Below are 10,244 nucleotides of genomic sequence, written 5' to 3'. Positions count from 1 at the left end.
GGACCCGATGCGCGTCTTCGCCGCGGACCCGGCCGCGACCGGCACTCCCGCGCCGACGGCCGCTCCGGCCCCGCCGCCGGTCGACGTGCCCACAGCTCCCGCCTCTGATGATCCCGCGTCGGAAGAGCCCGCGTCGGGGGCAGGTGAATAAGAGGTCTGTCCGCAGCCGCCAAGAACGACGCCGGTGGCGATCATCATTGCGACGAAGCGGGACAGGGCCGAGGCGTTTCGCATGAATGTCTCCGGGCTTGCTTGCTGCTATCAGAGCAATGATGGTGCATGGGCGCTGGAAAATCCAGTGACTTTACTCACACGTAATAGACCACATCCGTGCGCCCGTCCTGCTCTGGCGACAGCGCGGACGCTGGTCGCCGATCCGCATTTTAGGCCAATAAATGACCTAGCGTTTAGAATGGTAGTAGGTGCCCTGTGCCAAAGGGACTTATCTGTCGTGCGTTCCGGTTGGAAATGTCGCGATACCACAGCTGACTTCACCACTGAATCGAGCAATAACGCATGTCTGAAACCACCACCAACACCGCGGTAGCCACTGCATCGCGCAGTGACAACACCGCGGTAGCCACTGCATCGCGCAGTGACCTGCGCAACGTCGCGATCGTGGCCCACGTTGACCACGGCAAGACCACGCTGGTCGACGCCATGCTCAAGCAGACCAACTCCTTTGCCGAGCACAACCACCTCGAAGACCGCGTCATGGACTCCGGTGACCTGGAACGCGAAAAGGGCATCACCATCCTGGCCAAGAACACCACGGTGGCCTACAACGGACCGTCCTCCAACGGCGAAACCATCACCATCAACGTCATCGACACCCCCGGCCACGCCGACTTCGGTGGCGAGGTCGAGCGCGGCCTGTCCATGGTCGACGGGGTCGTCCTCCTCGTCGATGCCTCTGAGGGCCCGCTGCCCCAGACCCGCTTCGTGCTGCGCAAGGCCCTCGCCGCGCACCTGCCGGTGATCCTCCTGGTCAACAAGACCGACCGCCCCGACGCGCGGATCGAAGAAGTTGTCCACGAATCCATGGACCTGCTCCTGGGCCTGGCCTCCGACCTCGCCGACGAAGTTCCGGACCTCGACCTGGACAAGATCCTGAACGTGCCGGTTGTTTACGCCGCCGCCAAGGTCGGCCGCGCCTCCCTCGAGCAGCCCGCCGACGGCAGCGCCCCGGAAAACGAAGACCTCGAGCCGCTCTTCCGGGCCATCATCGAGCACATCCCGGCCCCGACCTACAACCCGAACGGTGTCCTGCAGGCACACGTCACCAACCTGGACGCCTCACCGTTCCTGGGCCGTCTGGCGCTGCTGCGCATCTACAACGGCACCCTGCGCAAGGGCCAGACCGTGGCCTGGGCACGCGCCAACGGCGAGCTCAAGAACGTCAAGATCACCGAACTTCTCGCGACCAAGGCACTGGACCGCGTCCCCGCTGAGTCCGCTGGCCCGGGCGAGATCGTCGCCGTCGCCGGCATCGAGGAGATCACCATCGGTGAGACCCTGACCGACGCCGAGAACCCGCAGCCGCTGCCGCTGATCACTGTTGACGACCCGGCCATCTCCATGACCATCGGTATCAACACCTCGCCGCTGGCCGGCAAGGTCAAGGGCGCCAAGGTCACGGCCCGCCAGGTCAAGGACCGCCTGGACAAGGAACTGATCGGTAACGTCTCCATCAAGGTTCTCCCCACCGAGCGTCCCGACGCCTGGGAAGTCCAGGGCCGTGGCGAGCTTGCACTGGCCATCCTGGTCGAGCAGATGCGCCGCGAAGGCTTTGAGCTGACCGTCGGCAAGCCGCAGGTGGTTACCAAGACCGTCGACGGCAAGGTCCACGAGCCGATGGAACACATGACCATCGACGTGCCGGAAGAGTACCTCGGCGCCGTCACCCAGCTGATGGCCGCCCGCAAGGGCCGCATGACCAACATGGCCAACCACGGCACCGGCTGGTGCCGCATGGAGTTCATCGTTCCGGCCCGCGGCCTGATCGGGTTCCGCACCAAGTTCCTCACGGACACCCGCGGCGCCGGCATCGCCGCCTCCATCTCCGAAGGCTACGAGCCGTGGGCCGGCCCCATCGAATACCGCACCAACGGTTCGATGATCGCCGACCGCGCCGGTGTTGTGACCCCGTTCGCCATGATCAACCTGCAGGAACGCGGATCCTTCTTCGTCAAGCCCACCTCCGAGGTGTACGAGGGCATGATCGTGGGCGAGAACTCCCGCGCCGACGACATGGACGTGAACATCACGAAGGAAAAGAAGCTCACCAACATGCGTGCAGCTTCCTCGGACACCTTCGAGAACCTGACGCCCCCGCGCGACCTGACCCTCGAAGAGTCCCTCGAATTCGCCCGCGAAGACGAGTGCGTTGAGGTTACCCCGGATTCAATCCGCATCCGCAAGGTCATCCTGGACACCAACGAGCGTGCCAAGGCCAACCGCGCCCGCGCCAAGGTCTGATCCCGGTCTCCGGGCTTCAGCCACAACGTGATTAAGAGAGCTGCCGGCACCGCCCTGCACCGCCACGATCTGGTCCTGGGCGGATTGGACGTCCCGTGGGGCGCCGTCGCTGCGCTCGTGCTGCTGGGCTCAGTCCAGCTGTGGCTGGGGGCGGCATTCCGTTCTGTCACCCCGACGGCGGCTTGCGGAGTCCTCTGCTACGCGCTGATTGGCTGGTGGTCCACCCTGGAAGCGGGCAAGCGCCTGGTCATCGGCGACGCCGCGGGCAATATCTGGGTCTTCGGCATCGCAGGCATCACCGTGGCCATGCTCGCCTGGTGCCGGCGCTACAGGAGGCCGACCGGCCAGGACCGGTGACGACGGGCCAGGACCGGACCGCCCTGCCCGGCTCCCCACGGGACATGCCCATTTTTTGATAGCTCGAGTGGGCGCAATGGCATTATGTCCGGCCCCGGGTTGGTGCGCGGGACATGCCCCGCCCCCAGGGTCGGACCTGTCCGCCACCGCCCCCATCCGGCCGGTGCAGTTTTCCACATAGTGCAGGATCCGACTTCCAGGGCGCAGAGTGCGGCTCCACCATGGGTGAATGGCCAACATCATCGAGGTGCTCTCGAATTACGACGGCGTCGCCCGCGCCAAATACATTGCCGCCGCGGGGGTCTCCGATTTTCAGCTCAAGTCCGCGATGGCCTCGGGAACCGTGTCCCGGGTGGCCCGCGGCGTCTATGCGTTGCCCGGTGCAGACGAGCAGCTGATCGCCATACGCTCGCTTCCGGCGGAACCGGCGTGCATCACCGCGGCACACTTCAGCGGGCTGTGGGTCCTTGAAGCCCCGGCCCAGCCGCACGTTGCCCTCACCCACAGCAGGAGCTACCAGGGCTTTGTCTGCCACCGGGCGCCCGCGCCGCCGACCCTCCTGGACACGGTCATCCAATGCTTGCGCTGCCTACCCGAACCTCACGGGCTGATCATCGCCGAATCCGCCGTCGTGCTGAAGGGACTCCCGCTGGGTTCGTTGCGTCAGCGGCTCGATGGCCGGAACGACACCCGGGAGCGCCGGATCGTGTCGGCGATTGTGCCGCAGTCACAGTCGCTCATTGAGTGCCTGGCCCGGTTCCTGCTGCGGCGGGCCGGTTTCCATGTTGAATCGCAGGTCAACGTTCCAGGGATGGGACACCTGGACCTGATGGTCGACGGCCGTCTCGGCATCGAGACCGACGGGGCGGGATTCCACATGGACAGGGCCAGCTTCGAGGAAGACCGGCGGCGTTGGAATGTCACCGCGCGCCGGGGAATCCCGACTCTTGTTGTGACGTACCCGCTGCTGAGGGACCACCCCGAGGATTTCATCACCATGGTCCGCGACGCCCTGAACCGGCTGTCTGCGGCCGCCTAGAGTCAGACTCCACGTCCAGCTTCGTTCGCCCTTGCGATACGGTTCGGCCCTGTGGTCCTGCACTCTGATCCTGCACTCTGATCCTGCACCGCGCCCAGCCACCGCGGAAATTGTCCCGTGCTCTTTCGATGCACCTCTGGACATGTCCCTTGTTCTGCTGGTTTACCACTGGACATGTCCCGCGCTGGGTGGCGGCGATGAGCATGGCGCCGAAATGTCCATCTCCTGCAGCAAGGAGAGGGCATGTCCATTGGTGGCCGGGGGTGGGGCTGGGCATGTGCGTGGTTGGCCAGCAGGGGAGGGCATGTCCATTGGTCGCCGTGGGTGGGGCTGGGCATGTGCGTGGTTGGCCGGTTGGGGAGGGCATGTCCACTGGTCAGGTGGTGCGGAGGGCATGTCCCCTCGGCGCAACCACCGAGGCGCCCACCTCGGAACCGCCCGTCAGGGCTCCTGCACACGTGGGGCGCGGCGCGGCGGGGGTGGCGGGACTTCCTTGGCTGCCACGACAAGGGGGAGTGCAATGACGACGTCGGAGCGGCGGGTGCGGACGGTGCATACGCCGTCGGCGCGTTCCACGAGCTCGCCGAGGGCATCCGTCAGGCCGCCCTCGATCCTGTACCGGACCACAACGCGGGTGCCGAGCGGGGCTGAGGAGAGGAACTGCTGGGGCAAGGGCAAAGGCGAGCTCATCAGATCATCGTAAGACGCGGAGCATGTGTGACGTCCGGCTAGGTTCGCGGGAACAGGCTGGGAGATAATAGGCTCAGAAGTCAGCAGCCCGGCTCAGGGCCTGGAAATCATCCGGCCGGTCGCCGGAACCAACGTGGAGAGGCCAGGGACGTGACGTACGTAATCGCGCAGCCGTGTGTAGATGTCAAAGACAAGGCATGTATTGAGGAGTGCCCCGTCGATTGCATTTACGAGGGTGAGCGTTCCCTGTACATCCACCCCGACGAGTGCGTGGACTGCGGTGCCTGTGAGCCGGTCTGCCCCGTGGAGGCGATCTACTACGAGGACGACACCCCCGAAGAATGGGCCGACTACTACAAGGCCAACGTCGAGTTCTTCGACGAACTCGGTTCCCCGGGCGGCGCCGCGAAGGTTGGGAACACCCACACCGACCACCCCATGATCGCCGCCCTGCCGCCGCAGAACCAAGAGAACTAGGACGGCGCTACGGTGACATCCGCGGTGCGCACCTTCGGCCTGAGCCTGCCCGATTACCCGTGGGAGGCCATGGCGCCGTATCTCGCCACGGCAGCCCGGCACCCGGCAGGAGCCGTCAACCTTTCCATCGGAACCCCGGTGGACGCGACGCCGGCCCTCATCCAGGACGCACTGCGCGCCGCCGCGGACGCCCCCGGCTATCCCACCGTGCACGGGACGCCGGCCCTGCGGGAAGCCATCGCCGGCTGGTTTGCGCGCCGGCGCGGCGTCCCCGGGCTCGACCCGCAGAATGTGATGCCAACGGTAGGTTCCAAGGAACTCGTCGCGTGGCTGCCGTTCCTGCTCGGCCTGAAGCCGGGCGACGTCGTCGTCCGGCCCACGGTTGCGTACCCCACCTATGACATCGGGGCCACCTTCGCCGGCGCGGAGCAGGTCGCCGCGGACGACCTCGACGAGCTCGACGCCGGCACCCGGGCCCGCGTGCGCCTGGTCTGGGTCAATTCACCGGCCAACCCCACCGGCAGCGTCCGGGACATCGCGTCGCTGCGGCGGATCGTCCGGCAGGCCCGCGAGCTCGGCGCCGTCGTCGCGTCCGATGAATGCTACGCCGAGCTCGGCTGGGGGGAGTGGGACGTCCAGCGTGGCGGCGTCCCGGTCCCAAGCGTCCTGGATCCGCAGGTCGCCGAAGGCTCCCACGATGGCCTGCTCGCCGTCTATTCATTGAGCAAGCAGTCCAACGTGGCCGGTTACCGGGCGGCATTTGTCGCCGGCGATCCGGTGATCATGGCGAACCTGGTCAACAGCCGCAAGCACGCCGGGATGATCGTGCCCTATCCGGTCCAGGAAGCCATGCGCGTGGCCCTCGGCAACGACGCCCACGTCCAGGCCCAGAAGGACCTGTACCGGGGCCGGCGGGAACGGATCGTGCCGGCGCTGGAGGGTTTCGGCCTGACAATCCATGAATCGAGGGCAGGCCTTTATCTGTGGGCCACCGCCGGCGAGGCGACGTGGGACACCGTTGGCCGGCTCGCGGACCGCGGAATCGTCGTCGGCCCCGGGGTCTTCTACGGCGACGCCGGCAACGGGTTCATCCGGGTGGCGCTGACCGCCAGCGACGAAAGGATCGACGCCGCCGTCTCGCGGCTGGACCCGGAAGCGTAACAATGCTGTGACGCGTACCACATGTGGCGTGTTTTTGGCGCTTTGCGGGCCCCCCGGATTAGTGCCACCCGCGAAGTGAAGGTACTTTTTAACTGACGATCAATGGTGGCTTTCCACAAGAAGGCAGCGCAGCCTTTGGAAATCCTGTCCGCACAGGATCCGCGGGCAGCTTCACCAGATGTTGGACCAGCTTTCGACAGAGGCCCCGATGCCTCATGAGGAGACTCCATGACTGAAACCACCAGCGCAACCCTGCGCCATGCCGGCGGCGAACTCGAACTCCCGCGCATCAAGGTTGTAGAAGGGAACGAAGGCTACGACGTTTCCAAGCTGCTGAAGCAGACCGGCGCCGTCGCCTTCGACCCCGGTTTCATGAACACCGCGGCCACCACCTCGGCCATCACCTACATCGATGGTGACGCCGGCATCCTGCGCTACCGCGGCTACCCGATCGAGCAGCTGGCCCAGCACTCGAGCTTCCTGGAAGTCTCCTACCTGCTGATCTACGGCAACCTGCCGACCCCCACCGAGCTGGAGTCCTTCGACCAGCGGATCCGCCACCACACCCTGCTGCACGAGGAGCTCAAGGGCTTCTTCAGCGGCTTCCCCCGCGATGCCCACCCGATGCCGGTGCTGTCCTCGGCCGTGTCGGCGTTGTCGACGTTCTACCAGGACTCGCTGGATCCGTTCAACGCCGAGCAGGTGGAGGTGTCCACCATCCGCCTCATGGCCAAGATGCCGGTCATCGCCGCCTACGCCCACAAGAAGTCGATCGGGCAGCCCATGCTGTACCCGGACAACTCGATGAACCTGGTGGAGAACTTCCTGCGCCTGAGCTTTGGCCTGCCGGCCGAGCAGTACGAGGTGGACCCGGTCATCGCCAAGGCCCTGGACCTGCTCCTCATCCTGCACGCCGACCACGAGCAGAACTGTTCGACGTCGACCGTCCGCCTGGTCGGTTCCTCGAACGCGAACCTGTTCGCCTCCGTCTCCGCCGGCATCAACGCCCTCTTCGGCCCCGCCCACGGCGGTGCCAACGAGGCCGTCCTGAAGATGCTGCGCCAGATCCAGGCCGACGGCATCAAGCCCGAGGACTACATGGAGAAGGTCAAGAACAAGGAAGACGGCGTCCGCCTCATGGGCTTCGGGCACCGCGTCTACAAGAACTACGACCCGCGCGCCAAGATCATCAAGGCCACGGCTCACGAAGTCCTGAGCAAGCTCGGCGGAAACGACGAGCTCCTCGACATCGCCATGCGCCTTGAAGAGAAAGCCCTGGGCGATGACTACTTCATCCAGCGCAAGCTCTACCCCAACGTGGACTTCTACACCGGCCTGATCTACAAGGCCATGGGTTTCCCGGAGAAGATGTTCACCGTGCTGTTCGCCATCGGGCGCCTGCCGGGCTGGATCGCCCAGTGGCGCGAGATGATCAGCGACCCCAACACGAAGATCGGCCGCCCGCGCCAGCTTTACGTCGGCGAACCGGAACGCAACTACCCCTCGCTCTAGCACGCCCGCCGGCCACGGCGCGCGGGATAGACAGTACGACGCCGGCCGCGCACCTTTTGCTGAGGTGCGCGGCCGGCGTCGTACTTGCGGGGGCACCGTGCCGCTGTGACCCGCGCCACGTCCCTGCCGGGACCGGTGTGGCCCGGGGCGGCCGCGGCACGTACGTGCTAAAAAAGACCAGTGCCTAAATTTGTCGACGCCGTCATCCGGCGCCAGGAAATAGTTGACGCAGTCTTCAGGATCATCGCAACGGATGGCCTCGAGCGGGCCTCGCTGCGGGAAGTTGCTGATGAAGCGCAGCTGGCCGTCGGCTCGGTGCGGCACTATTTCGCCAGCAGCGACGAGCTGTTGACCCACGCGTTCGCCGTGGTGGTGGACCGAATCGTCGGCCGCCTCACCGACGCGGACTCCCTGCTGGGCGATGCGCCGCCGGCGTCGGGGGAGCAGCATGCGGCCGTCCTGGCACTGCTGGGTGAGTTTCTTCCACTTGACGAGCAACGGGCGGTTGATGCCTGCGTCTGGATGGCCTTCAAGAATGCCGCCCGGACAAGGCCGTTCCTGGCCGCCGAGGCCGACCGCAGCCACCGGGCGGTGGCCGCCGTCGTGGGCGGGCTCATCCTGGGCCTGGCCGAGGCTGAAGGCGTTGACGCCGACCACGCGGCCGGCCTCGACCAGCAGGTGCTCGTCACCGAAGCGGAACTGCTGCTGGCAGTCCTGGACGGTCTGACGATGCACGCCCTCCTGCAGCCCGAGTGGATGACGGCCGTGATGTGCAGGGATGTGCTCGAAGCCCACCTGGAGGGCCTGAACAGACGGCTGGCGGCCGGGCAGCCAGCCGTTAACGCCTCATAACAACAGGAATAGACTGAGATCGTACGTCTTGCCAAGGAGGCAATTGGATGCACCACACCGGCGGACCAGGCTGGCGGATCACGATGGATACTTCTGGTCCCATGCTCATTGCCCTCTACGTTCGTGACGCCGCCGGTTTGGACACCGCGGGACACCCGGCGCTCTGCCATGCGGCACCGAAGATCCGCGCCTCGGACCACTCCCACCTGATCGCCGAGGTTGGCGGCCCGGCTGCGCTCAAGACCGAATGGGAGGCCTGGTGGGAACAGCTGCTGAAAGACCACCCGGAAATGTCCCCCGAGCTCTCCCCGCCGGGCTTCCGTGCGTTCAGCAATTCGCCGGCGCTCCGGCGCGTGCTGCAGGCCCACTTCGGGGCCGCTTTGACGTGGGCCCGGGAGCGCCTTGCGGAATACGGGACCCTCGAGGCGGAGCGCGAAGCCAACGGCAACAACGAGCTGCTGGCCGACATGGTGGAGGACCGCCTGCTTGACGTGGGACGGGCTTCAAAGGATTTCGGCCTGACGATCATCGAGCTCCCGCTTGCGGAGCCGCGCGCCTGGTATCTCGAGCCCGACAAGATCATCATGAGCCACGAGCTGTTGTCCCAGCCGGAGCTGTTCCGCAGCTATGTGCAGCCGGTGGTCGATCTCCTCGTCTGAGCCCGCCCGGTGGCGGCTGACCCCGGTGGCGGCTGATCCCGCTGCCAACTGACCCCGCTGCCAACTGACCCCGCTGCCAACTGACTCCCGGTAGCGGTCAGGTGCCGGGGGTGTCTGCGACGGTTACCCTGACCTGGCCGGCCGGGACTTGGGCAGGCTGCCAGCCGTCGCGGGACTGCCGGTTCCAGGCGCGGCCGTCGACCTCCACGCTGGTGATTTCGAGCTCCTTGGCGTTGGCCACGGCCCACTGGCCCACAGCCCAGGCCTGGGTTCCTTCGGCCTCCACGAGCAGGGTCCGGCCGTCGGTGGACGCCGTCACGTCCCCGAGCGCAGCGGTCAGCCCTGCGGTGACGGCGGCAGGATTCCCGGCGGCGTCGGGGGAGCGCAGCGAGCAGTCCAGGCCTGCGGGCGTCTGCCCGCTCAGGGCGGAGGCGAAGGCGCGGGCCATCACCTCATGCTGGGCGTAGGCCTCCGGGTACGCGGAGCGCTGGACGCGCTGGGCGGCAACGGTGATATCGAGCGACTCGTACCCGGAAACCTCGACGAGCGCATCGTAGAACGCATTGCTGGCGTGGTACGGGTCCATCACCTGTGCCGTGGTGCCCCAGCCCTGGGACGGCCGCTGCTGGAACAGTCCGCGGGAGTCGGGACCGGCCTGGTCGCCATGGCCGATGTTGCGCAGTTTGGATTCCTGCATGGAGGTGGCCAGCGCAATGCTGGCGGCCCGGGCCGGAAGTCCCCGCCGGACCGCGACGGCGGTGATGAGGGCAGCGTTGGCCGCCTGGTCGGTGGAGAGGTCATCGCCTCCGCTGCCCGTGGCCGTGCAGCGTTCGGTGATCAACGTCTCCGACCGCTGCAGGAACGCCACCGCGGTGTAGATGCCGCCCGCGACCATCGCAAGGGTCAGCAGAAGGACGATCCGGCGCCGCCAGCTCCCTCGTCGTGCCACGAAAATACTCCCTCAGGCCCCTGCGGGCTGCGTCATCGGCTTTTTCGTCGGGGCGGGTCGGCCCCGCCGG

The 10,244-nt window shown here is 66.5% G+C and carries 10 protein-coding genes and 1 pseudogene; 8 read left to right on the top strand and 3 right to left on the bottom strand.

Features of this window, described 5'->3' with window-relative positions; translation table 11 throughout:
- A pseudogene (locus tag Y706_RS30030) lies at positions 1–234 on the bottom strand (SGNH/GDSL hydrolase family protein); the annotation flags it as partial.
- Between the two features lie 282 nt (positions 235–516).
- Here Y706_RS30030 and typA point away from each other — a divergent pair.
- The 3 genes from typA to Y706_RS0104850 all read left to right on the top strand — a co-directional run bounded on the left by typA (position 517) and on the right by Y706_RS0104850 (position 3,874).
- On the top strand, positions 517–2,478 hold the full coding sequence (gene typA, locus Y706_RS0104860) for a translational GTPase TypA (protein WP_028275693.1): 1,962 nt from the start codon (positions 517–519) through the stop codon (positions 2,476–2,478).
- Positions 2,479–2,505: 27 nt separating this feature from the next.
- Positions 2,506–2,835, top strand: coding sequence for a hypothetical protein (locus Y706_RS0104855; protein ID WP_028275692.1), 330 nt, complete (start codon positions 2,506–2,508; stop codon positions 2,833–2,835).
- Between the two features lie 229 nt (positions 2,836–3,064).
- A complete protein-coding gene (locus Y706_RS0104850) occupies positions 3,065–3,874 on the top strand; it encodes a type IV toxin-antitoxin system AbiEi family antitoxin domain-containing protein (protein WP_028275691.1) in 810 nt (269 codons plus the stop codon).
- Positions 3,875–4,315: 441 nt separating this feature from the next.
- Here Y706_RS0104850 and Y706_RS0104845 read toward each other — a convergent pair whose 3' ends face one another.
- Complete coding sequence (locus Y706_RS0104845; RefSeq protein WP_043434852.1) at positions 4,316–4,564, bottom strand: putative acetyltransferase; 249 nt, start codon at positions 4,562–4,564, stop codon at positions 4,316–4,318.
- A 150-nt stretch (positions 4,565–4,714) separates the two neighbouring features.
- Between Y706_RS0104845 and fdxA the strand changes: the two genes are divergently transcribed.
- The 5 genes from fdxA (at position 4,715) to Y706_RS0104820 (ending at position 9,225) form a co-directional block, all read left to right on the top strand.
- A complete protein-coding gene (fdxA, locus tag Y706_RS0104840) occupies positions 4,715–5,041 on the top strand; it encodes a ferredoxin (protein ID WP_028275689.1) in 327 nt (108 codons plus the stop codon).
- A 12-nt stretch (positions 5,042–5,053) separates the two neighbouring features.
- A complete protein-coding gene (dapC, locus tag Y706_RS0104835) occupies positions 5,054–6,202 on the top strand; it encodes a succinyldiaminopimelate transaminase (protein ID WP_028275688.1) in 1,149 nt (382 codons plus the stop codon).
- 228 nt (positions 6,203–6,430) lie between these two features.
- Entirely contained in the window at positions 6,431–7,714 is a 1,284-nt protein-coding gene (locus tag Y706_RS0104830) for a citrate synthase (protein WP_028275687.1), read from the top strand.
- Positions 7,715–7,894: 180 nt separating this feature from the next.
- On the top strand, positions 7,895–8,566 hold the full coding sequence (locus Y706_RS0104825; protein ID WP_028275686.1) for a TetR/AcrR family transcriptional regulator: 672 nt from the start codon (positions 7,895–7,897) through the stop codon (positions 8,564–8,566).
- 47 nt (positions 8,567–8,613) lie between these two features.
- The gene (locus Y706_RS0104820) at positions 8,614–9,225 is read left to right on the top strand and encodes a hypothetical protein (protein ID WP_028275685.1); all 612 of its coding nucleotides are present in this window, start codon (positions 8,614–8,616) and stop codon (positions 9,223–9,225) included.
- A gap of 97 nt (positions 9,226–9,322) precedes the next feature.
- Here Y706_RS0104820 and Y706_RS0104815 read toward each other — a convergent pair whose 3' ends face one another.
- The gene (locus tag Y706_RS0104815; RefSeq protein ID WP_043434849.1) at positions 9,323–10,120 is read right to left on the bottom strand and encodes a hypothetical protein; all 798 of its coding nucleotides are present in this window, start codon (positions 10,118–10,120) and stop codon (positions 9,323–9,325) included.
- Between the last annotated feature and the right edge of the window lie 124 nt (positions 10,121–10,244).

Source organism: Arthrobacter sp. I3 (assembly GCF_000520575.1).
GTDB classification, from domain to species: Bacteria; Actinomycetota; Actinomycetes; order Actinomycetales; family Micrococcaceae; genus Arthrobacter; species Arthrobacter humicola_A.
This window is presented reverse-complemented; position numbering and strand designations above follow the sequence as displayed.